The following is a 22,662-nucleotide window of genomic DNA, read 5'->3' on the forward strand; positions in this document are numbered from 1 at the left end:
GGCTCCGGCCACGACCCAGGAGGGTAACATGCGACACCGAGGCGAACTGGTCCGGGCCCTGGCGCTCGCGGCGGCCCTGCTCCCCGGCCTGGCGGCCCCGGCCGCCGAGGCCGACCGCACCCAGTGGAAGCTCGCCAGCTTCACCTGGGTGAATCGGGTGGCCGCCGAGCCGGGGGCCCCCGCCAACGACCATCCCGCGAAGGTCTCCCGGGAGGCCATCCAGGTGGCCCTCGGACCCGTGGTGGCGCAGGTGGACGGGAGCGACACACCGCTCTTCGAGGCGAAGGAGCTGGCGGCCCTGGCCAAGGCCCTGGAGGAGGCCTTCGCCGTGGCCAAGCCCTCGGAGGACCTGGTCCTCCTGAGCACCCAGCGGCGGGGCGGCCACTTCATGGATCCCGCCTTCGGCGTGACCGCGCGGATCTTCGTGAAGGGGGGAACCCTGAACCTCATCGTCCACGACGCGCGGCTCGACTTCATGGACCGTTATTCCGCCGACCGCACCCTGCCCACCTTCGCCTACGGTTCCCGGAAGGCCGCGTCCGCGGTGTCCCTCCGCGGTCCGGGAGCCGCCCTGGTCCGGCCCGACTGGCTGGCCATCCCCCTCGCGGTGACGCCCGCGGCCCCGGCCACGGCCCCGGCTCCGGCTCCGGCCCCGGCTCAGGCGCAGGCCCCGTCCGCCCCGGCACCGGCCCCCGCCGCCGAGGCCCCGAAGCGGGACCAGGGCTTCTATGACCAGCAGTACCAGAGGCTCAAGGCCCTCAAGCGGATGCGGGACGAGAACCTGATCACCGAGGCCGAATACCAGCAGAAGCGAGAGGCGATCCTGAAGACGCTCTGAGGCCCGCCGGATACCGGCGCGTCCTTGCGGCGCGGCTTCGCGATACCCTGGGGGGTCCCCCCCGGAGTCCGCCATGTCCACCTACATCCTGTCCGCGACCCGCACCGCCGTCGGTTCTTTCGGGGGCGGCCTGAAGCCGCTGAATGCCGTGCAGATGGGCGCCCTGGCCATCACCGAGGCCCTGAAGCGGGCCGGCGCGGCGCCCGAGGCCGTGGGCGACGTGGTCATGGGCAACGTGCTCCAGGCCGGCAGCGGGCAGAATGTGGCCCGGCTGGCGGCCCTCAAGGCGGGCCTGCCCTTCTCGACGCCCGCCCACACGCCCAACCAGGTGTGCGGCTCGGGCCTCAAGGCCATCGCCCTGGGCGCCCAGTCCATCGCCATGGGCGATGCGGACCTGGTGGTGGCCGGGGGCACCGAGAGCATGTCCAACGCGCCCTACCTGCTGCCCGCCGCCCGCTGGGGCGCCCGCATGGGGAACGCCCAGCTCATCGACAGCATGATCCAGGACGGCCTCTGGTGCGGCCACGGCGACACGCACATGGGCATCACCGCCGAGAACGTGGCGGCCAAGCACGGCATCACCCGCGAGGCCCAGGACGCCTTCTCCCTCGCCAGCCAGCAGAAGGCCGCCGCCGCCCAGGCCGCGGGCGCCTTCGACCGTGAGGTGTTCACCGTCACCCTGGCGGGCAAGAAGGGCGACGTCCTCTTCAACCGCGACGAGTACATCAAGGCCGACGCCACCGCCGAGGGCCTGGCCAAGCTCAAGCCCGCCTTCAAGAAGGATGGCACCGTCACCGCCGGCAACGCCAGCGGCATCAACGACGGCGCCGCGGCCCTGGTGCTGGCCTCCGAGGCGGCCGCCAAGGCCCATCAGCCCATCGCCCGCATCCTCGGGTTCGCCCAGGCCGGCGTGGATCCCGCCACCATGGGCCTGGGTCCCGTGCCCGCCATCCAGAAGCTGCTGGCCAAGACCGGCGTGAAGCTCCAGGACATCGACCTCTTCGAGCTCAACGAGGCCTTCGCCGCCCAGAGCCTGGGCGTGCTGGCGGAGCTGCCCGAGCTCGACCCCGCCAAGGTGAACCTGCGCGGCGGCGCCATCGCCATCGGCCACCCCATCGGCGCCAGCGGCACCCGCATCCTCGTCACCCTCCTGCACCTGCTCCAGGACCAGGACAAGAAGCTCGGCCTCGCCGCCCTCTGCGTCGGTGGCGGCCAGGGCGTGGCGATGCTGGTGGAGCGGCTTTAGACCGAGAGCTACTCGAACACCACCGTCTTGTTCCCATAGGTCAGCACCCGGTGCTGGAGGTGGAGCCTCACGGCCCGCGAGAGGGCCAGGCGCTCCATGTCCCGGCCCTTGCGGACCAAGTCCTCGACCGTGTCGCGGTGGCTGACGCGCACCACGTCCTGATCGATGATCGGGCCCGAGTCGAGATCCGGCGTGACGTAGTGCGCCGTGGCGCCGATGAGCTTCACGCCCCGGGCGTGGGCCTGGTGGTAGGGTTGGGCCCCGGCGAAGGCGGGCAGGAAGCTGTGATGAATATTGATGACCGACGGGAAGGCCTCCAGGAAGGCGGGGCTGAGGACCTGCATGTACTTGGCGAGGATCACCAGGTCCACGTTCTCCGAACGGAGCAGGGCCAGCTCCTGGGCCTCGGCGGCGTCCCGGGTCTCGCGGGTGATGGGGACCATGTGGAATGGGATGCCCAGGGGTTCGACATGGCGGCTCAGCGTGGCGTGGTTGCTGAGCACCAGGGCGATCTCCGCCCCCAGCTCGCCGGCCTGATGGCGCCAGAGGAGGTCCAGGAGGCAGTGCTCCTGCTTGCTGCACCAGATGGCAATCCGGGGGACCACGTCCGAGAAATGGAGCTCCCAGTGGCCGCCCATGGGTTCGGCGATGTCCGCGAACCCCTTCCGGAGCCCGGCCCGATCGAGGTCCAGGCCCTCGACCTCCAGCTCGATGCGGCCCAGGAAGCGCCCGGCCTGGAGGTCCGAGTGGTGGTCCGAGTCGACGATGTTCCCGCCGTGCTGGTACACGAAGCCGGCCAGACGCGCCACGATGCCCTTCTGGTCCGGGCAGGAGATGAGGAAGATGGCCGTAGGGTTGGACATAGGTGATTTCACCCCAGGGCGGCCCGGCCCGCAAGCAAATCGGGCGGCCAGGACGCGGCCAGGCTGGTGGAAAGGAACCAAAAGACTGGAACCGCGAATGGCGCGAATTTGCGCGAATATGAAAGACATGTATTCGCGTGCATTCGCGCCATTCGCGGTTAGGTTTTTTTCATGATCACCCTCACCCACGTCGGCAAGCAGTACGACCGCATCCACACGGCCCTCTCGGACGTGAGCTTCGCCATCGATTCGGGTGAGTTCGTGTTCCTCACGGGGCCCAGCGGCGCGGGGAAGTCCACGCTGCTGAAGCTGCTCTTCCGCGAGCAGGTGCCCAGCAGCGGCGAGATCCAGCTGGCGGGGCACCGCCTCTCCGCCATGCCCGAGAAGGAGATCCCCCTGCTGCGCAGGAAGCTGGGCGTGGTGTTCCAGGACTTCAAGCTCATCCGGACCCGCACCATCTTCGAAAATGTGGCCTTCGTCCTGCGGGTGCTGGGCGTGAGCGCCGCCGAGCAGAAGCAGCGCACCTTCCGGGCGCTCAAGATGGTGGGCCTCCAGCACAAGCTCAGCAGCTATCCGCTCCAGCTCTCCGGCGGCGAGCAGCAGCGCGTGGCCATCGCGCGGGCTCTGGTGAACGACCCCCTGCTGCTGCTGGCGGACGAGCCCACGGGCAACCTGGATCCCGACCTCGCCCAGGAGATCATGGCCCTCTTCGAGCGCATCAACGGCCAGGGCACCACCGTCGTCGTGGCCACCCATGACCGCAGCCTCATCCAGCGCATGAGGAAGCGCGTCATCGGCCTCGACCACGGGCGCATCGCCTTCGACCAGCCGGCGCCCACGAGCCTGGTGACGGTGTAGGGGCAGTTCGGACTCTCGGCGCCGCATGGCCTGGAAGGGCGCTAATCTTGAATCTGCCTCGACCTTCGTCGTAGCCACCCGAGGTCCCATGGCCCAGCCCCTCACCGATGCCCGTTTCGTCACCTCCGCCTCCGACGCCCGGACGCTGGGTGTCTGCCATGCGGAGGTGGCCTTCGTGGGGCGCAGCAACGTGGGGAAGTCCTCGCTGCTCAACGCACTGGCCAACCAAAAGCAGCTGGCGCGGGTGTCCAAGACGCCGGGCCGCACGCGGCTCATCAACGTGTTCCTCACCGGGCCGGACCGCTGGATCGTGGATCTTCCGGGCTACGGCTTCGCCACCGGACCCGCCGCCGAGCGGGCCACCTGGCAGAAGATGATCGAGGGCTACCTCACGGGCCGGGCCACGCTGCGCATGGTCTTCGTGCTGGTGGACGCCGAAGTGGGCCCCACGAAGCTGGACCACCAGATGATCGAGTGGCTCCGCGCCGAGGGCCTGCCCCTCCGCGTGGTAGCCACCAAGGCCGACCAGGTGAAGCCCAGCAGAGCCCTGAAGCAGCGCAAGGATGTGGCCGCGGACCTGGGCCTGCATGCCGGCGACATCGCTTGGGTGAGCGCGGGCAAGGGCACGGGCATCCCCGAGCTGCGGCGCGAAGTGGCGGACCTGCTAGGGCTCTAGCGATTCGACCTTCCCGCCCCGCCACACCATGAACCGCCCCTCGTGGGCCCAGGGCAGGGCGATGCCGTTGGCTTCGACCTCGTGGGTGTGGAAGTGGCCGGTGAGGAAGGTGGCCGGGGCATGGGCCTGGGCCGCGGCGTGGAAGGCCTCGCGCGGGAAGGTGAGCTTGTAGGCGGCGTTGGTGGTGCGGAGCTTCCGCTCCATCCAGGCGGACACCTTCCGGGCCATGCCGGCGGGCATCAGGCGGAACACCAGCCACAGGGCCCCTGAGCGGGACACCAGGTTCCACAGGCGGTACTGACGGTCCGCGCTGTTGATGAGGTCCCCGTGCTCCCAAGCCAGGGATTCGTCCTCCAGCGCCCCGCCGATCCCCTCGCCCATCAGGTCGAACCGGGCCGCGTGGCGGTCCAGGAAGTACTCGCGGTTCCCCATCCACAGGCCCACCCAGCGGCCCCCGGCGCGGCGGGCGTCCGCCCAGGCGAGGAAGGCCCGTTGCGCCTCCGTTTCCATGCCCGGGAAGCCCACCCACACGTCGAAGATGTCGCCGAGGAAGAGCCAGTCGGCCCCCGGATGGGCCGCGGTGGCCGCCTCCAGGCCAGTGAGCGCGGCGTTCCAGTGGGGGTCTGCGACCAGGATGAGATCCCGGGCGGGGTCCGGCCTGCGCGGCGCCCCGCGGCGCCAGGAGAGGGCTCCCAGGCGCCGGGTGAACAGGAGGTGGAGGGAGCCCAGGGTCAGGCCCAACCCCCCGCCGAAGCAGTCCGCCAGCCAGTCGCCGAATTCGCAGGAGCGGCCGGGGACGAAGAACTGGTGCAGCTCGTCAGAGGCGCCGTAGAGGGCGACGGCGGCCAGGATCCACAGGTGCCGACGGTAGAGGGGCAGGCCGGTGGCGGTGTGGCGCAGCGTCCGGTCCAAGGCCAGGGCCAGCAGCGCGTACACCGAGGCATGGGCGGCCTTGTCCAGGGGGGGCGGCAGCTCGATCCCGCCCGGGTAGTGCCCCTGCGCACTCAGCCAGAAGATCATCCCGGCCAGGGCCAGGGGAAGGAGCCAGTACCCACGAAAGCGCATGGTCCATCGAACCACAGGCGATGGGGAGATGCGAGCCGGCGCTCCCACGCAGATCCTGGTCCGGGCGATCCCCGAAATATCAGCGCCCGGAGACCTTGCCACCGCCCGTGGAGGCCGTACCTTCCGGGCGTAGGCCCCGGATCTGGCCGCTCAGAAGCCGGAGGTTCCATGCCCAGGAGCTTCGATTCCCTCATCCCCAGCATCGAGCAGCGCGAGGCCGGGTGGATGCGCCTCCGGGAGCGCTTCGATCAGGCCCATCGGCCCCAGGCCCATCCGTCGGTGACCATCTCCAGGCAGTACGGGTGCGAGGGCTATGCGCTGGCCCAGCGGCTCAAGGTGCTGCTGGAGGAGGCCTCAGGCCAGCCCTGGAACCTGTTCGACAAGGCCCTGGTGGACCAGGTGGCCTCGGACGAGAACCTGTCCCGCCAGCTCCTGGGCCATCTGGGGGATGAGAGCCACGCGCAGGATGTCCTCCGGACCCACTTCGGCCACCTCACCCACGACGATGCCTACGCCAAGGTGGTGAAGCACCTCGTCCAGATCGCCATGGTCGGCAGTGCCATCATCGTCGGCCGGGGCGGTGCCGTCGCCTGCCAGGACCTGAAGAACTGCTTCCATTTCCGCCTGGAGGCCGGCTTGGATTTCCGCATCGCAACCATCGCCCGCCGTCTGGACATCCCCCTGGCGGAGGCCGAGAAACTGGTCCGGAAGCAGTCGAAGCTGCGGGAGAAGTTCATCAGCGAGTGCCTCCACGCGGATGTCACGTCCTCCCGCTGGTACGACGCCGTGTTCAACAACGAGCGCCAGAGCGTGGAGACCATCGCCCAGGCCTGTCGGCGGATCGTGGTCGGCGGCTGGCCCGATCCGGACTACTTCAGGCACGACCCGATGCGCGTGGGCCTGGTGATCCGGAGCTGACTCCTTCCATGGCCCGGGCCTGGCAGGTCGGGCAGTGGCCCAGGCAGGTCCAGGAGCAGGCGGGGCGCGCGGCCTTGGGTGCCGGCGGGGGGATGGGAACGGAGGCGGCCATGCCTCCAGGATAGCGCCGGGGAGGGGGCGACCGCGGGCGGTTGGCTCGGCTGGGCGGAGACAACTTGGACATGATGCTCAGCCCGCCGGGGGCCGGCTCGGAAGACGGCCTTTGCCGTCTCCCTCGCCACCCGGCTGGGCTTCGCCATCCGTGACTTCGACTCCCCTTGGGACATGAAGAAGGCCCGGCATGCGCCGGGCCATTTGGTAGTCCCAAGGGGAATCCCTCCGCGTCACCCCTGCGGCTGCGCCTTCGGGGTGACGCTCCGGCCGCACGGCTGGCTGCGCACGGGCCTCCGCCTGCGGCGGATCGGCCCGGACAGCCCCCCGGGCTGTTCGGGCCTGGCCCTACCTGCGCGCCAACCGTGACTTCGATTCCCCTTGGGACATGAAGAAGGCCCGGCATGTGCCGGGCCTCGTTGGTAGTCCCAAGGGGAATCGAACCCCTGTTTACGCCGTGAGAGGGCGTCGTCCTAACCGCTAGACGATGGGACCAGGAACCAAGTTTTGAGTGGTTGGGGAGGAAGGACTCGAACCCTCACCTGACAGAACCAGAATCTGTTGTCCTACCATTAGACCACTCCCCAACGAGTGGAAGATTCAATGTACCAGGTGTTGGGTAAAAGACAAGAGGTGGTTCCGGCAGGTGGGATGTAGTCTTCCAAAAAAGAAGGGATCTCCCGGAGGACCCATGGTGCGCAAACGGCCTGCCCCGTCCCGGCCCGTGCAGGCGCCCGTCACCGCGGACATGCCCACGCTGGCGGGGATCCAGCCTGGAGGCGACCTCCCCGAGACTCCTTCGGAGTGGGCGCTCGTGGCCTACGCGGGCGCGGCGCTGGGACGGATCTTCGCCCTGCGGCCGGGGGCTTCCCTCATCGGCCGGGCGCCGGACGTCCAGGTGGCGCTGCTGGATGGCGAGGTGAGCCGACACCATGCCAGGATCGGCGTGATCGGCGGCCAGCTGTGGCTGGAGGACCTCGGGTCCACCAACGGCACCCTGCTGAACGGCTCGCGCATCCAGGGGGCCGTGGCCCTGCATCCGGGCGATCGCATCGCCATCGGCGGCCACGTGCTGAAGCTGGTGGCCATGGACCCCCTCGAGCGCGCCTTCCACGAGACCCTGCTCGACCTAAGCACCAAGGATCCGCTCACGGGTCTGGCCAACCGCACCCGCGCCCTGGCGGAGTTCCAGACTCGCTTCGGCCTCAGCGTCCGCTACGGCCGGCCGCTGTCGGTGCTGATGTGCGACCTGGACCACTTCAAGCAGATCAACGACACCCACGGCCACGGCGCCGGGGACTTCGTGCTCCAGGTCTTCGGGGAACGGCTGCGGGCGACGCTGCGCGAGGCAGACCTGGCCGGCCGCATCGGCGGGGAAGAGTTCCTTGTGATCCTTCCGGAGACGGACCTGACTGGCGCGCGGCCCCTCGCGGATCGCTTCCGCAAGGCCATGGGGGAAGTGCCCGTGCCCCTTCCCGGCGGCGGGCTGCTGGTCACCTGCAGCCTCGGCATCGCCGAGCGGGCCCCCGGGGACCTGGATGCGGGGCAGATGCTGGCCCGGGCGGACGCCGGCCTCTACCGGGCCAAGGTGGAGGGGCGCAACCGCGTGTGCGCCCTCTGAGGAGGCCTCCTCAATGGAGGCGGGGTCTCCAAGGTGGCTACCATGGGCCCTTCCAGGCGGAGGCACGGATGGTTCTGCTCTTTCTCGTGATGGCCTTCGCCATCGGGCTGGCGGTGCCCCTCCAGTCGGCGGTCAACAACGCGCTCAGGGCCTCGCTCCACAGCGGCTCCATGCTGGCGGCCCTGGTGTCCTTCGCGGTGGGCACCGTGGCGTTGCTGGTGGTTTCCGCCCTCACGGGCCAGCCCTTCGCGGCGCTGGGCGGCCTCTCCCGCGTGCCGTGGTGGCAGTGGCTGGGCGGCTTCCTGGGAGCCTTCTTCGTGTTCGGGACGACCCTGCTCGCTCCCCGCATCGGCCTGGCGGCCATGGTGTCGCTCATCGTGGCCGGCCAGGTGTGCTCCTCGCTGGCCTTCGATCATTTTGGTCTCATCGGCCTCCAGGCCCGGGGCCTGTCCTGGATCCGCCTTCTCGGGGCCGGATTCATCCTGGCGGGCGCGGTCCTCGTGAACTTCGGCGACCGCTGGCTGGCGCGCTGAGGCCGGCCGCTCAGGCCTTGCGGACCCGCTCGGCCACCTTGTCGAGCGTGTCCCAGATCTGATGGCAGTCCTCGCAGGAGGAACGCGGATCGCCGCAGGGGAAGCCCTCGATGCCGATGCCCTGGCAGCGAGGGGTGCGGAAGAAGAACAGCAGCTCGCCGATGGAGGTCTGCATGCGCTCCCGGAGGGCCGCGTCCGGAAGGGAGCGCAGGTCCTGGATGAGCTTCCACTCGGCGGGGCTGAGTTCGGGGCGGTCGATGGTCTGGGGCATGGGAACTCCGCGCAACCTCAAGTATACGAAGAACCCTGAAGGTGGCCCTAAACGCCCTCCGAAGGCCTTCGTATCACCTCCAACGTTCTCTGACAACGCTGGAGGTTCCCATGTCCCTCACCCATCCCATCGCCGCGGCCATGGCCGCCGTCCTCCTCTGGGCCCCGCTCGCCGCCCAGACCCAGGTGATCCAGCCCGCCAAGGCGGAGAAGGTCACGGAGACCCGCACGGTGCCCCTGGCGGCCGGCTCGACGCTCAAGGTGAAGAACGTCAACGGATTCATCCATGTGGAGGCCTGGGACCGCGACGAGGTGCAGTTCACAGGCGAGTTCAAGCCCAGCAGCCGGGACGAGCAGGTGAAGGTGGTCCTCGAATCCGGGAAGAACGGTCTGGAAATCCGCGGCGAGTATCCCAAGCACCATGGCTGGGGTTCCTACCAGGGGCCGCAGTGCCAGATGACCCTAAAGGTGCCGCGCCGCGTGGTTCCTTCCCTGGAAACCGTGAACGGTGAAGTGGCCCTCAGCGGAACCCGAGGCGCCGCCAGCCTCACCACCGTGAACGGCGGGGTGCGCGCCGTGGACCTCGGGGAGTCCCTGCAGGCCACCACGGTGAACGGCGCCGTCACCCTGGAGCGGGTGCAGGGTGGCCTCACCATCCAGACCGTGAATGGCGCCATCAAGGGCTTCGGCCTGGACGGGCAGGGCCGCGGGGTCAAGGCCGAGACCGTCAATGGCGCCATCCACCTCCAGATCGCGGGCCTGAAGGGGCACCTCACCGCCACCACCATGAACGGCGGCATCACCTTCAAGACCAAGGGCGCCGAGCAGGTGGAGGTGACCAAGCGGCGGGTCACGGCCACCTTCCCCGGAGGGGATCAGGACATCGAACTGAGCACGGTGAATGGCGCGATCACGCTCGATTAGGCTTCCGGGAAACCTGATGCGGCGCTTGATCTCCGCCCTCCTTCTCTGCGCCTGGGCGCTGGGTTTCGCGCAGGCGCAGGGTCCCGCCCCCGAGGCGATCCTGGCTCTTGAGCCCTACCGGAAGACCATCGCCCTCCGTGCCACTGTGGGCGGCATGGAGGGACTGTTCCTCTTCGACACGGCGGGAGGACTCTCACTGATCTCCCCCGGTTTCGCCCGGAAGATCGGCCGCCAGCCCTGGGGCCGGTTGACGGGTCACCGGATGATGGGCCAGCGCCTGGACACCCCGCGCTGTGACGACCTGGAGGTGAAAGCGGGGAGCCTGATCCTGAAGGCGCCGGTGGTTGGGATCCTGGACATCAGGGCCCTCTTCCCCAAGGACGCGGCCCCCGTGGATGGCAGCCTCGCCCTGGATCTCTTCGACGGGAAGGCCATCACCCTCGACTTCCCGGGCGGCCGGCTCATCGTCGAGACGCCCGCAAGCCTGGAGGCAAGGGTCGGGAACATCCGGCCGCTGCCCCTGCGCCTGGCCCGTGAGTTGCAGGGGCGCGCCCTGTCGGCCAATGTGGGTGTGCCTACCGCCAAGGGAACGGTGTGGATGGAACTCGATTCGGGAAACGGCGGGACGATCCTCGTGTCCAAGCCCTACGCGACGCTCGTTGGGCTGGATCCTGACAAGGAGGGCCCCCAGCAGGCGTCCTTCGAGGTTGGGCCAGGTCTCCGCGCCGTCGGGCCGGCATTCACGCCCGACATGATCCTCGACGGCAACCTCGGCATGCCCTTTCTGAAGGACAAGGTCGTCACCCTCGATCTGGCCGCGGGCCGCCTGTGGATCGTTCCAAACCCCGCGCCGCCGCCTCATTGACCGGGGGCCATTCCAGCCACGGGAGCTGGTGGAGCCGGCTCTCGCCGTAGATAGGCGCCCAAAGAGTCGTAAAAGAAATTTTGATATCGGATTGACAGGTCCTAATTTTATCTCATCCTGTTCCGGTCGGAGGACGGACCCTCGGACATCGGATGGATACCCCGTGAGCGGAAAGCGTCGCCTCTTCCTGTTGAGCGTCCTCGCCAGCGTCTTCGCGGGCGTCTTCGTGGGGTCCGGGGCCTACACGTTCGTGGCGGCCCACGGCACCTCGTACCTGTCGAACGATCCCCAGGTCTGCGTGAACTGCCACGTGATGCGGGGGGAGTACGACAGCTGGCGGCACGGTTCGCACCATGCGGTGGCCGTGTGCAACGACTGCCACCTGCCCCACGACAACGTCGTGAACAAGTTCTTCGTGAAGGCCAGCAACGGGTACCACCATTCGAAGGCCTTCACGCTCCTGAATTTCGCGGAGCCCATCCGCATCAAGCCCGGCAACGCCAAGGTGCTGGAGGACAACTGCATCCGCTGCCACGGCGAACTGACGGGCGAGATCACCGCCCACGGCACCCTGGGCGTGCCCACGGACCCGACCCAGAAGGCCGACCTCTACGGCTGCGTGCGCTGCCACCAGGAGGTGGGCCATGGGCCCATGGGCTGAGCTTTCGACCGACCTGACCACCTACTCCTGATCCCAACCCCGATCCCACTTCAAGGCGCGTGGCCCGCCACGCGGGAGGAACCCCAGATGACCGACAACCCCACCCCGTTCTTCTCCCGGCCCGTGGTCCGGATGGGCCTCATCGCCGCGGGCGCCGCCGTGGCGACGGTGCTCGTGATGGCCCTCTACGCCAGCATCACCACCCGCAAGGCCGAGGCGAAGCAGACCAGCTTCAAGCTCGTGGACCTCGACGAGAAGGTCGTCGATCCCGCCCTGTGGGGGAAGAACTTCCCCCGCGAGTACGAGACCTACCTGAAGACCTCCGAGAAGTACAACACCAAGTACGGCGGCGCCGGCAGCGAAGCCCTGCCCAAGAGCCGCATCCTGGAGGACCCGCGGCTGGTGACCATCTTCGACGGCTATGCCTTCGCCATCGACTTCAACCAGCGCCGCGGCCACGCCTACATGCTGGACGACCAGCGCAACACCAAGCGCGTCACCGAGCGCAAGCAGCCCGGCTCCTGCCTCCACTGCCACGCCTCCAACACGGTGGCCTTCCGCGAGCAGGGCCTGAAGGCCGGCGCGCCCGGCACGCTGGATGAGGACTTCACCAGCGCCAACGCCCAGGCCCAGCTCATGGCCGGCTTCGAGGCCGTCTGCAAGATGCCTTACGCCGACGCCACCAAGCTCGTGAAGCACCCCGTGGCCTGCATCGACTGCCACGACCCCAAGAACATGGCCCTGCGCGTCACCAAGCCCGGCTTCATCCGCGGCATCGTGGCCCTGGCCAACAGCCCCGAACCCGTTCCGCACCTGCCGTCCATCGAGAAGTGGCGCAAGGGCGACCGCGCCACGCCCTATGACGCGAACCGCGACGCCTCCCGCCAGGAGATGCGGTCCATGGTGTGCGGCCAGTGCCACGTGGAGTACTACTGCGGCCCCAAGGTCACGCTCTTCTTCCCCTGGAACAACGGCCTGAAGGTCGAGCAGATCGAGGCCACTTACGACGGCTACAAGTTCCCCGATGGCCACCGCTTCTTCGACTGGCAGCACGGCAAGACCGGCGCCGAGGTCCTGAAGGCCCAGCATCCCGAGTTCGAGATGTGGAGCCAGGGCATCCATGCCCGGTCCGGCGTCTCCTGCTCCGACTGCCACATGCCCTACGTCCGCGAGGGCGCGCTCAAGATCAGCGACCACCAGGTGCGCAGCCCGCTGCTCAACGTCTCCCGCTCCTGCCAGACCTGCCACCGCTTCCCCGAGGAAGAGCTGAAAGCCCGCGTGACGGCCATCCAGGACCGCACCAAGGCCCTCATGGACCGCGCCGAGGATGCCGTGGTGAACCTCATCAACGACATCGAGGCTGCCAAAAAGGCCGGTCTGGACGAGGCCAAGCTCAAGCCCATCCTCGAATTCCAGCGCAAGGCCCAGTGGCGGGTGGACTTCGTGAACGCCGAGAACTCCATGGGCTTCCACGCGCCCCAGGAGGTCGCCCGCATCCTCGGCGAGGCCATCGACTTCGGCCGGCAGGGCCAGGTGGCCCTCCGCGATCTGGGCGCCTCCAAGTCGGCCCGGAAGTAGGCATCTCCTCTTTGCACCCCGCGGGGCCGGCTCAGCCGGCCCCACTTGCGTCAGGGGGTAGCATGGAAGGAACCGATCCCACCTATGACCTGCTCCGTGCATTCGGAGGCGTCCCATGGCCCGTTTCCGCCTGATCTTCCTGGCCCTGATCCTGAGCCTGGGCCTGAGCCGCGGGCTCGCCGCCCAGTCCCACCTCGCCGAGGGCTTCACGGGACTGCCCGCCGGCGCCACGGTGGCTGTGATGCCGCTGGACGTGGAGCTGTTCGCCGTGACCGCCGGCGGCGTGCTGGAACCCCGGGCGGAGTGGACCACCAAGGCCATCGCCAATCTGAAGGAGGCGCTCCGCCTTCGGAAGGCGGGGCAGAGCGGGACCTTTGTGCCCGTGCCGCCCGGGGACGGAGAGCTTCTGGCGGAGCTCAACCACTTGCACGGCGCCGTGGCCCGCGCCATCGACCTCCACCACTTCGGCAGCTGGAAGCTGCCCAGCAAGGCCGGGAAGCTCGACTGGTCCCTGGGCGAGGAGGTTGCCGAAATCCGGAAGCAGGCCTCGGCGGAGTACGCGCTGTTCATCTTCCTGCGGGACAGCTACGCCACCGGCGGCCGGGTGGCGACCATGGTCCTCTACGCGGCCCTGGGCGTGGGGGTGGGCGGAGGCGCCCAGGTGGGCTACGCCTCCCTGGTGGACTTGAAGACGGGCCGCATCTTGTGGTTCAACGAGATGGCCAAGGTCACCGGAGATGTGCGGGAACTGGAACCCGCGAAGGCCACCCTCGGCCATCTGCTCAAGGAATTCCCGGAGTAGGGTGTGGACCGCCGCGACTTCGTCGGAACCTGCGGGTGCTGCGGCGCCATGGCCCTCCTGGGCCCGGCGCTGAGAGCGGCGCAGGGCTGGACGCCGCCGCCCCGGATCCCACGGCCCTCGCCGAAGACGGATGAGGGCGGCCTCTGGGCCCTCATGGACCGGGAGGAGGAACGCCTGCGCCAGAGCTCCTTCCTGGTGCGGGACGGCGCCCTATCCGCCTATGTCCACACCATCACCTGCCGTCTGGCCCAGGCCCACTGCCCGGACGTGCGCACCTACGTGGTCCGGTCCCCCTACTTCAACGCGAACATGGCCCCCAACGGCATGATGCAGGTCTGGACGGGGTTGATCCTCCGGGCGGAGAACGAAGCCCAGCTGGCGGCGGTGATCGGCCACGAGGTGGGGCACTACATGGCCCGCCATTCGGTGGAGCGCCTCCGGGACGCCAAGTCGCGGACGGCCTTCGCCCATGTCCTGGGCCTGGTGCCCGTGGCCGGCACGCTGGCGGGCCTGGGCGTCCTGGCCGGGGCGTTCGCCTACAGCCGGAACCACGAGCGGGTGGCCGATCAGATCGGGTTGGAGCTGATGGCCGCCGCGGGCTATCCGCCCCTGGAGGCCTCGAAGGTCTGGACGAACCTCCTGGCGGAACTGCAGGCGGAGAAGGACTGGACGGGCGACGCCTCCTCCCGGAGCCTCCTCTTCGCCACGCACCCCACGGAGAAGGAGCGCCAGACCAAGCTGGAGGCCGCGGCCAAGGCCCTCGGCCAATCGGAGCTCGACCCCCGCGCCCCGGCCCTCCGGCAAGCTACGGCGCCCTGGCGCCAAGTCTGGCTGGAGGACGAGCTCCGGCGTCGCAAGTTCGGCGAGAGCCTGGCGCTGCTGGACCGGCTCACCGCGGCGGATCCACAGGATGGCCAGGCCGCCTACTTCCTCGGCGAGGCCTACCGCCTGCGGGCCTCGGAGGGGGACGGCGAGCGCGCGCTGGCCGCCTACCAGAAGGCCGCGGGCCTGCCGGGCGCGCCGCCCGAAGTCCACCGGGCCCTGGGCGTCCTCCACCGCAAGGCCGGACGGCTGCCCGAGATGCGGGAGGCCTTCGGCCGGTACCTGGCGGCCCGCCCCGATGCCGAGGACGCCGAGATGATCCGTTCCTATTTGACGGAAGGGGGTTGAGATGAACCTGAAGCCCGTGCTCCTCGTCGCGCTCCTCGCCTCGCTGGTGCTGCTGGCCGCCTGCGCGAAACCGGCCACCTGGGTGGGCGTCACGCCCGGGGAAATGGTGGTGTGCGAGCGTCTGGCGGTCCGCATCGACGGCGCCTGGAGCCGCCTCGAGGGCACCCAGCAGCCCAAGCATGATATCTGGACCTCCGAGGGCATGCCCCTGGACCAGCTCCACTTCTATGCAGGGCTCGCCGAGGGGGAGGCCTTCGTGGTCGTCAAGGACCGTCCGGCCGACAAGCCCATTCCCCGCTTCCGGAAGGACATGCAGGCCCAGGACGTGGTGGAGATGTACGAAGCCTTCGCCAGCCGCGACGGCAGCGTCTTCAAGCTGGAGAAGCTGGCCCCGGCACGGTTCGCGGACGAGAGCGGCTTCCGGTTCGAGTTCAGCCGGGTGAGGAAGGGCGACGAGGTCCGCACGCGGGGCGTGGCCTACGGGGCCATCCATCGCGGCGAGCTCTTCCTCATGGTGTACGAGGCCCCCAGGATCCACTACTTCGCCAAGCACCTGCCCCAGGTCGAGGCCATCGCCCAGTCCGCGCGCCCCCGCGAGAAGGGCTGACCAGAGAAGGGAATCGCTTGACGAAGGCCGGTGACCTCCGGAGGCTGGAGCCAATGATTCCACGTCCGCCGGAGGCTCCGATGCAGAAGCTGTCCATCGTTCCCGCCCTGCTGCGCCTCATCTCCGAGGGCAGCTTCTTCAAGCAGGTCTTCTCCTGGCTCCTCCGGCTGTGGACCGTGGCCGCCCTGGTGGCGGGAATCTGGCTGTCCATCGAGCTGTGGCGGGGCGGCGGGACGAGCACCCAGGCCATCTTCGGACAGCTGATCTTCCAGGTCGCCCTGGTCCTGGCCGCCTACCTCGTGGCCCACCTGAGCTGGGTGCGGGCTCAGGACGTGGCGGCCATGCCCCAGATCGCCGGTGAGGTGATCATCCCTCTCACGCGGCTGCTGCTGCGGCTGGGTGGGGAGCTCTACGCCAGCCTGATGGCCGTGGCCAGCGTGGGCGGCGCCCTCATGATCTGGATCAGCGCCGGGGAGGCGCGACCTGACTTGGGCGAGCTGCGCATGCTCCTGCCTGCCGCCGGCGGCGACCCCTTCCCTGCGGGCCTGGCCATGCTGCTCGCCGGCCTGGCTTCCGCCGCCCTGGGCCTCCTGGGCGGCTACCTCGCCTCCGAGCTGCTGGGCCTGCTCTGCGCCATCGAGAGCAACACGCGGAAGCAGGGCTGAGACCTAGCGGTACCGGGCCGCCATGGCCTTCAAGGTGGCCGCCAGATGCGCCCGCAGGGCCTTCGGCTCGAGCACTTCCGCGTCGGCGCCCAGCTGGAGGATGTAGCGGGTGGGGCCGTGGAGGTCCGTCGCCATGAAGCTGAGCAGGACGGTGCCGCCCTTCTCCTTCCGCACTTCGATCCGGGGCAGGGCGGGGGGGGCGTCCTGCAGGGACTGGGGCCAGTTGGAGCCGCCCACGCGCACCTGCACCTGAAAAGGTGCGCCGGGGCTGAACCAGCCGCCGATCTGGAGGTCCCGGGCCTGTTCGAGGGGGCGTTTGTCGGGGATGAGGCCGCGCCGTGAGAGGGCCCTGGCCTCCACGATGCGGGCCAGGCGGAAGTGGCGGGGCTCCTGCTTGGCGGGGTCCCAGGCCAGCAGGAAGGCGCCGCCGGAGAACACGTCGTGGGTGAGGGTGAAGGGCACCACCGTGCGCGTGCCGGTGCGGCCCGTGGAGGCGGCGGCATAGGTGAGCTCCAGCTCGCGCGGCCCCTCCGGGTGGCCCAGGGCCATCAGCACCTGGGAGAGCATCTTCGTGTCCAGGGCCTGCTGGTCGTCGGCGGCTCCGCGCACGCAGACGTGGGACTGGAGGGCGTCGAAGAGGTTCCGGTCGCGGCTGCTGAGGTGGCTGTCCGCCAGCGCGCGCAGGCCCTCGAGCTGGTCGTACCACATCTCCGTCGCCGTGCCCTCCAGGGCCATGAGCGCCACTTCCAGGGCCAGGCGGGCGTGAGGCGTGATCTTGCTGTCCCAGTCCGGGGCCTTCTCCAGGGTGAAGTGGATGACGGCGGGCCGGCCTTCGCGGGCCTTGCCGAAGCGCGCCCCCTGGTCCTCCAGCAGCGCGATGGCGCGGTCCACGGTGCGCATGGCCACGCCGCCCAGCTTCCGGACCAGGGCGGCCTTGGTGATGCCGCGCTCCCCGGCGTCCCGGATGGCGTCCAGCACCGCCTGAAGACGCTCCGGCTTCACGAGGCTGGCCCCGTCCGGACGGTGGGATTCGGGGGCCTTGCGGGACGCGGGACGGGCCATGGCGACCTCCTGGGGACCATGATTGGCCAGCGACTGTCCAGAATCAAGGCAGGAGGGCGGCGGGCTCCGGCTATCGGTCCGTGGCCGTTCCGAGGGGGGCCCAGAAAGCCTTGAATGGTGTCGGATCCCATGGGGTTTCGTGGTGGCGGAAGCGGGCCAGGAGGCCGGTGGCCGGGGCGGCGGAAGGGGCCAGCACGGCATGGGCGCCGGCGAAGAGGGCGCTCCAGAGGGCCGCGCGGAGGGCAGGCTCGCCCAGGCGGGCCAGGGGCAGGTCCACGCGGGTGTCGTGATCCCAGCCCAGAAGCCCGTTCAGGCGCCGCAGGCGGACCATCAGTTCGCCATGGGTCAGACCTGTCGTGAAGGGTGTGCCCTCGGTGACGACCTGTTCCCGGGCATGGTAGGCGCTGCGCCCGGCTTCGGTGTTGAAGCGGGGGCCGCCCAGGACTTCCGTGGGCACGGATTGCCCTTCCGGCTCCCACGCCAGGCCTGAGGCCGCCGCGGCCAGCTCGGCGGCCCAATCCCAGATGGTGCCCGTGGCGCTGAACACCGCCGCGGGGGGTGAGGCAGCCAGCAAGCCCAGGGCCACCCCCTCGACGCGGTTGCGCAGCTGGGTGTAGCTCAACGTTTCCCACCTGGGGGCCGTCAGGGCCGGGCGGCCCTGGAGGCGGGCCGCGCGCTGGATGAGGAGGTCCCGCAGGGTGGAGGCCATTCGATCTCCCGGGACCAGTTTGGCCGGACCCGTGCTCCGGATTGCAACCTGAAACCTGTGATCAACCCTTTCTCGGAAGGGCGGGTCAGAGGGGTGTCCGCTTCCCCCTTCATCCGGAGCCCGGCTCCGCCCCATGGAGATTCCCATGCGCCCTGTTCTCCGCGCTTACCCCCTGCTGGCGCTTCCCCTGGGCCTCACCGCCCTGGCCCTCGGCCTGGCCTGCGGCGGCGGTTCCTCCAGCAGCACCGCCGGCTCCGCCACGCCCATGGGCACGGCGGCCGTCATCCTCACCGACGCCCCGTCGGACCAGTGGTCCGCCGTCGAGGTGGTGGTCACCCAGGTGGCCTTCCTGAACAAGGCCGACCACACCAGGGAGGTGGTGGCCTTCCAGGGCGCCAGCGCCAAGATCAACCTGGTGGACCTGGACAGCGTGGGCGAGCTGCTGGCCTCGGCGCAGATCCCCGCGGGCACCTACGATGCCCTGCGCATCACCATCGATCCCACGAGCGTGAACCTGGTGAAGGCCGATGGCACGGCGGTGCCCTCCAGCCAGGTGAAGGTGGCGGGCGGCAGTGTCCTCGTGAACCTCAGCTCCGACCTGGTGGTGACCGCAAACGGCAGCAATGCCGTCCAGCTCGACTTCGACCTGAGCCATCCCCTCTTCCTGGTGCAGCTGCCGGACGGCACCTGGGTGATGAACCTCCAGGTCAGGCACCGTCCCAACGTCAACGGCATGACCGGCGTGGCGCAGCTGATGTTCCGCCATCGCAAGGGCACCATCGCCTCCGTGGGCACCTCGAGCTTCGTGCTCCACTCGGACGCCGGCAACGACCTGACCGTGAACGTAGGCACGGGCGCCTGGTTCTTCGACGCCGATACCAAGACGGTCGGCAGCCTCGCGGGCCTGGCCGCCGGGAAGTACGCGCTGGTCTCCCTGCGCATGCAGCCGGATGGAAGCCTCTGGGCGGTGCGCGTGTGGTACAGCGTCAACCCGCTGCAGTCCTGGGCGCCCGAAGGCCATGTCTACGGCGTGGACCAGGCCAACGGCCTCATGGTGGTCAGCTCGGGCAACGGTACGCCCCGGACCATCGCCATCGATCCCGACACCGCCTTCACCTACCACATGGCCCAGTCCTTCGGTACCGGATCGGCGGCCCTCGCCAACCTGTGGACGGGCTTCAAGGTTCAGGTGCAGGTGAAGGACCCCCTGGCCACGCCCATGCACGCGCAGTCCGTGAACATCCAGCGCGCCGTGGACGGCGGCCGCATCAGCGCGGCCTCCACCAGCTCCTTCACCTACCAGCACGCCAGCGGCGACCGGACCCACGCCTATGACAGCGCCTTCGCCTGGTGGTACGTGGGCTTCCCCGGCATGACGTCCAGCAGCGTCAGCGCCTTCTCCTCGGCCTGCTCCGGCATGGGTATGGGCATGATGGGCACGGGGGCGGCCTCCCCCGACCTGATGCCCCGGGGCCTGAGCGACCTGGTCTGGAACACCGGCACCAGCGCCTGGGATGCCAACAATGCCATCTTCATGCCCGTGGCCCTGCCGCAGGGCACCATCAGCACCTCCTACAACGGCGGCCAGCTGGGCTTCACCTTCGTGGATTCCACCGCCGCCACCCAGACCGTCACCGTCACCTTGAACACCACCGTGGGCGCGCAGCCGCTGGTGCTGGAGGTGTCCAGGCAGAGCGGCGCCATCACGGTGACTCCCGTGGACGCGACGGCCTGGGCCACCAAGCTCGTGACGGCCACCCAGGCCCGCGTGGCCGTGGTGCCCAAGCCCGACGGCACCTATGCCGCCTACGCCGTGGTGGTGTTCACGGGGTTCTGATCCACCGACCGGCTTGACCAGGAAGCGGCGCCTCCAGGCGCCGCTTCCTGGTTCAGGCCAGGGCGGCCATGGCCCCGACGTTGAAGGCCGGATGCTGGTCCATCAGCGGGCGGGGAGGGGGGATGTGGCGGACGTCCCGGAAGCCCGCGTGGCGCAGGCAGTCGTCCCAGGCCTCGGGGGTGAGGAAGCCGTGCCGGGGCCGCCAGCGCGGGTCGAGCTTCACCTCGGTGAAGCTTCGGATGAAGCTGAAGAAGAATTCCAGGTAGAGGGGCGTGTCGAGGGTGGGCTTCAGGCACTCGCCGATCACGAGCCGCCCGCCGGGCCTCAGCCGGCTCCGCAGGTCGAGCAGGGTGGCTTCGAGATCCCGGGCCACGTGCAGGACATTGATCCCCACGATGGCGTCGAGGCTCTCCGGCTCGATGCCCTGGCCCCCCAGGGGCTGGTTCAGGTCGAGGGTCTGGAAGCAGAGGGGGAGTCCGGATGCCGCCTCCGGAAGGCGCCGCCGGGCCCGGTGGATGAAGGTGGGCGCCACGTCGGTGAAGCGGTACTCCACCATCCGGGAAAGCCAGCCTTCGGCGGCGCCCCGTGCGGCCACCAGCTGGGCGAAGGAGCCCACGCCGCCGCCCAGCTCCAGGATCCGCGCGCCTTCCGGCAGCCCCTTCCGGAGAGCCAGGAGCGTCAACAAGTTGTTGGGGAAGTAGACGAGGTTCTCGTTGCGGAAGTAGGCGAGCCAGAGGGGGAAGAGGGACAGCCCGAAGAGCAGGGAATCCCCGTCCTTCCCGTCCGTGAAGAAGGGACGGATGTGGGAGCGCACCCCGTCGAGGAGGTCGAAGTTGGCCGCATGTCCCGGCGCCTCGGCTTCCACGGCCTCCCGGATGCCGGCCAGGTCCAGATCGGGTTTGCCGGACAGGACGAAGCGGTCGCCCTCTTGGCCGAGCATCCCCTCGCTGGCGAGGAAGGGCAGCATCCAGGCCAGGGGCTTGCGGGCCTGGGCGGGCAGGCCTTCACACAGGGATTCGAGGGTCGCGCCCTGCCGGAGCCGGGCTTCCCATCCCAGATCGAAGAGCAGGTGCAGGCAGGTCCGCGCGGTGTAGAGGCCCGAAGCCCGGTGCAGGGCCAGGAAGGGGCGCGTCAGGAGGGACGAGATCTCCTGTCCCTCGGGCCCCAGCAGGTCGAGACCCGGAGGTCCGTCGATGGGCCCGAGGCGGACGGCCATCAGTCCATCATTTCGCTGATGCTGCGGCCTCCATGGATGCGGAGGATGGCGTCGCCGAAGAGGGCGGCCGTGGAGAGCACCCGCAGGTTGGGCAGGGCCTTGGCGCGATCCGGGGGCACCGGGATGCTGTCGGTGATGACCAGTTCGTCCAGGTTGGCGGAATTGAGGGTCTCCACTGCGTTCCCTGAGAGGACGCCATGGGTGACGCCTACGCGGACGGTGCGGGCCCCGAACTCGCGCAGGATGCGGGCGGCCTCCTTGATGGAGCCGCCGGTGGCGATCTCGTCATCGTAGATGATGGCGTCGCGGCCCTTCACGTCACCGATGAGGGCCACGCTCTGGGCCTTCTCGGAATCGTCGAAGCGGCGCTTGTCGATGATGGCCATGGGCACGGAGAGGCGCTTGGCGAAGTGGCCGGCGAACTTGGCGGCCCCTGCGTCCGTGGCCACCACCGTGGTGTTGGTGAGGTCCTTGGTCTTGAAGTAGTTCGTGAGGGTGGGCGTCGCCAGCAGCTGATCCGCGGGCTTGCGGAAGAAGCCCAGGATCTGCGGCGCGTGCAGGGTCATGGTGAGCACGCGGTCGGCGCCGGCGGTCTCCAGCAGGTCGGCCACCAGCCGGGCCGTGATGGAGATGCGCGCCTCGTCCTTCTTGTCGCTGCGGGCGTAGGGGAAGTAGGGGAGCACGGCGGTGATGCGGGCCGCGGACGCGAACTTCAGCGCGTCGATGAGGATCAGCAGCTCCAGCAGGTTGTCGCTGACGGGCGGGCAGGAGGTCTGGATCACGAAGACGTCCGATTCGCGGACGTTCTCCTCGATCTTCACCTTGATGTTCTCGTTGGAGAACCGGGTGATCTTGAGCTTGCCCAGGGGCATCCCCATGTGTGTGGCGATGCCCCTCGCCAGCTCCGGGTGGCTGCTCCCGGAAAACACCTTCATCTCGCCGAACATGGATCCCCCGATCTCGATTCCAAGTGTAGCCGAGGGCCTGGGTGGAGGTCGTCACAGGGATGAGGCGGGAGCAGCCTGGCCCGGCTCCGGCTCAGTTCTCGTCGGCGCTGGGCCCGTAGATGGAAGGAACCGGCACATCCAGCATGCGGAGGTAGACGGCGACCTGGGCCCGGTGGTGGATGAGATGGTTCATGACGAAGCCGCGGTAGACCGCGATGCGCGGCATGGCGAAGAGGACCTGGCCTTCGTTCTTGAGGGTCCAGACGACCTGGAAATCCTCGTCGGAGGCCTGGTTCAGGGCGTTCAGCGCGCCCTCCACGGCCGCGTCCAGGGTGCGCAGCAGCCCCTCGGTGGTCGCGCTCGGCTTGGGCTGCTTCGCCCGGGTCTCCGGCAGGCCGAAGTCCAGTTCCGTCTCCTTCAGGGTGGTGATGGCCCACCCCGGGATCGTGACCAGGTGGTTCGCCAGGTCATGGAGGGTGAAGGACTTGGGGTGCGGACGGTAGTCCATCCGGTCCGCGGGGATGCGCTCGATCACCCGGCGCAGGGTGGCCGTTTCGTGTTCGAACTCGGGGAGGAGGGCTTTGGCGAGGGCCATGGGGGCTCCTTGGGTGATGGAGGAC

The 22,662-nt window shown here is 69.3% G+C and carries 24 protein-coding genes and 2 tRNA genes; 16 read left to right on the plus strand and 10 right to left on the minus strand.

Features of this window, described 5'->3' with window-relative positions:
* The first annotated feature begins 28 nt into the window (after nucleotides 1-28).
* Both MLJ35_RS00710 and MLJ35_RS00715 read left to right on the plus strand, forming a co-directional pair.
* Nucleotides 29-838, plus strand: a complete 810-nt coding sequence (locus MLJ35_RS00710) for an SHOCT domain-containing protein (protein WP_243382173.1) — start codon at nucleotides 29-31, stop codon at nucleotides 836-838.
* A 73-nt stretch (nucleotides 839-911) separates the two neighbouring features.
* A complete protein-coding gene (locus tag MLJ35_RS00715) occupies nucleotides 912-2,084 on the plus strand; it encodes an acetyl-CoA C-acetyltransferase (protein ID WP_243382175.1) in 1,173 nt (390 codons plus the stop codon).
* Nucleotides 2,085-2,092: 8 nt separating this feature from the next.
* Here the strand turns inward: MLJ35_RS00715 and purU are convergent, their stop codons facing one another.
* The gene (gene purU, locus MLJ35_RS00720; protein WP_243382178.1) at nucleotides 2,093-2,947 is read right to left on the minus strand and encodes a formyltetrahydrofolate deformylase; all 855 of its coding nucleotides are present in this window, start codon (nucleotides 2,945-2,947) and stop codon (nucleotides 2,093-2,095) included.
* A gap of 171 nt (nucleotides 2,948-3,118) precedes the next feature.
* Between purU and ftsE the strand changes: the two genes are divergently transcribed.
* Nucleotides 3,119-3,805, plus strand: a complete 687-nt coding sequence (ftsE, locus tag MLJ35_RS00725; RefSeq protein ID WP_243319672.1) for a cell division ATP-binding protein FtsE — start codon at nucleotides 3,119-3,121, stop codon at nucleotides 3,803-3,805.
* A gap of 88 nt (nucleotides 3,806-3,893) precedes the next feature.
* Nucleotides 3,894-4,481, plus strand: a complete 588-nt coding sequence (gene yihA / locus MLJ35_RS00730) for a ribosome biogenesis GTP-binding protein YihA/YsxC (protein WP_243319674.1) — start codon at nucleotides 3,894-3,896, stop codon at nucleotides 4,479-4,481.
* Here the strand turns inward: yihA and MLJ35_RS00735 are convergent.
* The gene (locus tag MLJ35_RS00735) at nucleotides 4,470-5,546 is read right to left on the minus strand and encodes a VanZ family protein (protein ID WP_243382180.1); all 1,077 of its coding nucleotides are present in this window, start codon (nucleotides 5,544-5,546) and stop codon (nucleotides 4,470-4,472) included. The genes yihA and MLJ35_RS00735 overlap by 12 nt on opposite strands.
* Before the next feature lie 168 nt (nucleotides 5,547-5,714).
* Here MLJ35_RS00735 and MLJ35_RS00740 point away from each other — a divergent pair, with 168 nt between their 5' ends.
* Nucleotides 5,715-6,464: a cytidylate kinase-like family protein gene (locus tag MLJ35_RS00740; protein ID WP_243382182.1), complete on the plus strand. Its 750-nt coding sequence runs from the start codon at nucleotides 5,715-5,717 to the stop codon at nucleotides 6,462-6,464.
* Between the two features lie 531 nt (nucleotides 6,465-6,995).
* On the opposite strand, the gene MLJ35_RS00745 is transcribed toward MLJ35_RS00740, so the two are convergent.
* Both MLJ35_RS00745 and MLJ35_RS00750 read right to left on the minus strand, forming a co-directional pair.
* A tRNA-Glu gene (locus MLJ35_RS00745) sits at nucleotides 6,996-7,070 on the minus strand.
* A gap of 17 nt (nucleotides 7,071-7,087) precedes the next feature.
* Nucleotides 7,088-7,162: transfer RNA gene (locus MLJ35_RS00750), tRNA-Gln, on the minus strand.
* Between the two features lie 104 nt (nucleotides 7,163-7,266).
* On the opposite strand from MLJ35_RS00750, the gene MLJ35_RS00755 reads away from it, so the two are divergent.
* The gene (locus MLJ35_RS00755) at nucleotides 7,267-8,196 is read left to right on the plus strand and encodes a GGDEF domain-containing protein (RefSeq protein WP_243382184.1); all 930 of its coding nucleotides are present in this window, start codon (nucleotides 7,267-7,269) and stop codon (nucleotides 8,194-8,196) included.
* Nucleotides 8,197-8,264: 68 nt separating this feature from the next.
* Nucleotides 8,265-8,729 carry a DMT family transporter gene (locus tag MLJ35_RS00760; RefSeq protein ID WP_243382187.1) on the plus strand — a complete coding sequence of 155 codons (465 nt, stop codon included), beginning with the start codon at nucleotides 8,265-8,267 and terminating at the stop codon, nucleotides 8,727-8,729.
* A gap of 10 nt (nucleotides 8,730-8,739) precedes the next feature.
* On the opposite strand, the gene MLJ35_RS00765 is transcribed toward MLJ35_RS00760, so the two are convergent.
* Nucleotides 8,740-9,000: a hypothetical protein gene (locus MLJ35_RS00765; protein WP_243382190.1), complete on the minus strand. Its 261-nt coding sequence runs from the start codon at nucleotides 8,998-9,000 to the stop codon at nucleotides 8,740-8,742.
* Between the two features lie 110 nt (nucleotides 9,001-9,110).
* On the opposite strand from MLJ35_RS00765, the gene MLJ35_RS00770 reads away from it, so the two are divergent.
* From MLJ35_RS00770 to MLJ35_RS00805, 8 genes are all read left to right on the plus strand, one after another.
* Nucleotides 9,111-9,923: a DUF4097 family beta strand repeat-containing protein gene (locus MLJ35_RS00770; RefSeq protein WP_243382193.1), complete on the plus strand. Its 813-nt coding sequence runs from the start codon at nucleotides 9,111-9,113 to the stop codon at nucleotides 9,921-9,923.
* A gap of 16 nt (nucleotides 9,924-9,939) precedes the next feature.
* On the plus strand, nucleotides 9,940-10,788 hold the full coding sequence (locus tag MLJ35_RS00775; protein WP_243382196.1) for a hypothetical protein: 849 nt from the start codon (nucleotides 9,940-9,942) through the stop codon (nucleotides 10,786-10,788).
* Between the two features lie 163 nt (nucleotides 10,789-10,951).
* Complete coding sequence (gene nrfH / locus MLJ35_RS00780; RefSeq protein WP_243286772.1) at nucleotides 10,952-11,449, plus strand: cytochrome c nitrite reductase small subunit; 498 nt, start codon at nucleotides 10,952-10,954, stop codon at nucleotides 11,447-11,449.
* An 87-nt stretch (nucleotides 11,450-11,536) separates the two neighbouring features.
* A complete protein-coding gene (locus MLJ35_RS00785; protein WP_243382199.1) occupies nucleotides 11,537-13,027 on the plus strand; it encodes an ammonia-forming cytochrome c nitrite reductase subunit c552 in 1,491 nt (496 codons plus the stop codon).
* A 115-nt stretch (nucleotides 13,028-13,142) separates the two neighbouring features.
* The gene (locus tag MLJ35_RS00790) at nucleotides 13,143-13,829 is read left to right on the plus strand and encodes a hypothetical protein (protein WP_243382201.1); all 687 of its coding nucleotides are present in this window, start codon (nucleotides 13,143-13,145) and stop codon (nucleotides 13,827-13,829) included.
* A gap of 3 nt (nucleotides 13,830-13,832) precedes the next feature.
* Nucleotides 13,833-14,999, plus strand: coding sequence for a M48 family metalloprotease (locus MLJ35_RS00795; RefSeq protein WP_243382204.1), 1,167 nt, complete (start codon nucleotides 13,833-13,835; stop codon nucleotides 14,997-14,999).
* Nucleotide 15,000: 1 nt separating this feature from the next.
* A complete protein-coding gene (locus tag MLJ35_RS00800) occupies nucleotides 15,001-15,606 on the plus strand; it encodes a hypothetical protein (RefSeq protein WP_243382206.1) in 606 nt (201 codons plus the stop codon).
* 80 nt (nucleotides 15,607-15,686) lie between these two features.
* Nucleotides 15,687-16,271 carry a hypothetical protein gene (locus MLJ35_RS00805; protein ID WP_243382208.1) on the plus strand — a complete coding sequence of 195 codons (585 nt, stop codon included), beginning with the start codon at nucleotides 15,687-15,689 and terminating at the stop codon, nucleotides 16,269-16,271.
* A 3-nt stretch (nucleotides 16,272-16,274) separates the two neighbouring features.
* Here the strand turns inward: MLJ35_RS00805 and MLJ35_RS00810 are convergent, their stop codons facing one another.
* Nucleotides 16,275-17,333, minus strand: coding sequence for a helix-turn-helix transcriptional regulator (locus MLJ35_RS00810; RefSeq protein WP_243382210.1), 1,059 nt, complete (start codon nucleotides 17,331-17,333; stop codon nucleotides 16,275-16,277).
* 70 nt (nucleotides 17,334-17,403) lie between these two features.
* The gene (locus MLJ35_RS00815) at nucleotides 17,404-18,042 is read right to left on the minus strand and encodes a hypothetical protein (protein ID WP_243382212.1); all 639 of its coding nucleotides are present in this window, start codon (nucleotides 18,040-18,042) and stop codon (nucleotides 17,404-17,406) included.
* Between the two features lie 145 nt (nucleotides 18,043-18,187).
* Between MLJ35_RS00815 and MLJ35_RS00820 the strand changes: the two genes are divergently transcribed.
* Nucleotides 18,188-19,879, plus strand: a complete 1,692-nt coding sequence (locus MLJ35_RS00820) for a DUF4382 domain-containing protein (RefSeq protein WP_243382214.1) — start codon at nucleotides 18,188-18,190, stop codon at nucleotides 19,877-19,879.
* Nucleotides 19,880-19,931: 52 nt separating this feature from the next.
* Here the strand turns inward: MLJ35_RS00820 and MLJ35_RS00825 are convergent, their stop codons facing one another.
* The 3 genes from MLJ35_RS00825 to MLJ35_RS00835 form a co-directional block, all read right to left on the minus strand.
* Nucleotides 19,932-21,095, minus strand: a complete 1,164-nt coding sequence (locus MLJ35_RS00825; RefSeq protein WP_243382215.1) for a class I SAM-dependent methyltransferase — start codon at nucleotides 21,093-21,095, stop codon at nucleotides 19,932-19,934.
* On the minus strand, nucleotides 21,095-22,042 hold the full coding sequence (locus tag MLJ35_RS00830; protein ID WP_243319704.1) for a ribose-phosphate diphosphokinase: 948 nt from the start codon (nucleotides 22,040-22,042) through the stop codon (nucleotides 21,095-21,097). Before MLJ35_RS00830 ends, MLJ35_RS00825 begins: the two co-directional genes overlap by 1 nt.
* Before the next feature lie 91 nt (nucleotides 22,043-22,133).
* Complete coding sequence (locus MLJ35_RS00835) at nucleotides 22,134-22,637, minus strand: DinB family protein (RefSeq protein WP_243319706.1); 504 nt, start codon at nucleotides 22,635-22,637, stop codon at nucleotides 22,134-22,136.
* Between the last annotated feature and the right edge of the window lie 25 nt (nucleotides 22,638-22,662).

It is taken from the genome of Geothrix alkalitolerans, assembly GCF_022808885.1.
GTDB classification, from domain to species: domain Bacteria; phylum Acidobacteriota; class Holophagae; order Holophagales; family Holophagaceae; genus Geothrix; species Geothrix alkalitolerans.